Origin of the sequence: Colwellia sp. TT2012, from assembly GCF_001440345.1 — a bacterium.
GTDB lineage: Bacteria > Pseudomonadota > Gammaproteobacteria > Enterobacterales > Alteromonadaceae > Colwellia.
In genome coordinates this window covers 1-1,112 of sequence record NZ_LJYX01000067.1, presented here as the reverse complement: position 1 = coordinate 1,112, position 1,112 = coordinate 1, and the positions used below count along the sequence as shown (strand labels likewise).

Annotated in this window: 2 protein-coding genes; both read left to right on the top strand. The window is 59.3% G+C overall.

Annotated elements, in window-relative coordinates; all coding sequences use genetic code 11:
* A partial coding sequence (locus ASU03_RS21200; protein ID WP_197411287.1) for a hypothetical protein occupies positions 1–208 on the top strand: 208 nt, incomplete at its 5' end.
* A 39-nt stretch (positions 209–247) separates the two neighbouring features.
* The gene (locus ASU03_RS20165; protein ID WP_082627355.1) at positions 248–928 is read left to right on the top strand and encodes a CsgG/HfaB family protein; all 681 of its coding nucleotides are present in this window, start codon (positions 248–250) and stop codon (positions 926–928) included.
* The last annotated feature ends 184 nt before the right edge of the window (positions 929–1,112 follow it).

The window sequence follows — 1,112 nt, the reverse complement described above, 5'->3', positions numbered from 1 at the left end:
CAAGGTCAAGAAGGCCGATGCCCAGGTGCTGCATTTTTCCCAGGCTCGCCAAGGGCTGATGCCATCTGGGTACAAGGGCGACTGGCAGAACATGAAAACCATGGCCGGGGTGCTGACCAACAGCGGCAACTCGAATGTAGAGACCTTCTACACCGGCGCGCTTAGCCGTTTTATCGTTGACGATCTGCGCGGTATTCCATCGCGATAGCGTTACCTGCGGCCTCGATTTACCACTTAGGAGCACTACGTGAAATCACTCTCAAAAATCCTGCTGTCAGGCTTTGCCGGCGCAGCGCTGCTGGCGCTGGCCGGTTGCGCCACCGAAAGCTCCCGCGCACTGCCGATCGAAAAAGTCGCCAGCGCCAGCGTTGTCTATTCGGGCGTACGTGTGCCGATCGCCGTGGGCAAGTTCGATAACCGCTCCAGCTACATGCGCGGGATCTTCTCCGACGGCGTGGACCGCCTTGGTGGCCAGGCCAAGACCATCCTGATCACCCACTTGCAGCAGACCAACCGCTTCAGCGTGCTGGACCGCGACAACATGGGCGAAATCTCCCAGGAAGCGAAAATCAAAGGCACTGCGCAGAAGCTCAAGGGCGCTGACTTCGTCGTGACCGGCGATGTGACCGAGTTCGGCCGCAAAGAAACCGGCGACCGCCAACTGTTCGGCATCCTCGGCCGTGGCAAGACCCAGGTGGCCTACGCCAAGATCAACCTGAACATCGTCAACATCAGCACCTCCGAAGTGGTGTACTCCACCCAGGGCGCCGGTGAATACGCGCTGTCGAACCGTGAAGTAGTGGGCTTTGGCGGCACCGCCAGCTACGACTCCACCCTCAATGGCAAGGTCTTGGACCTGGCCATGCGCGAAGCGATCAATCGCCTGGTCGACGGCATCAACGCCGGCGCCTGGAACCCGCGTAACTGATTCACGTGTTTTCAAGGAGCAGTACACGGATGAGCAAGGCAGTGAAGTTATCGCTGATGCTGACAGCAACCGCGCTGGTTGCAGGGTGCCAGACGGCACCCAAGCCCCTGTATCAATGGGAAAGCTATCAGCCGCAGGTTTATGAGTATTTCAAGGGTGAGCCCAAGGAAGCCCAGGTCGAAGC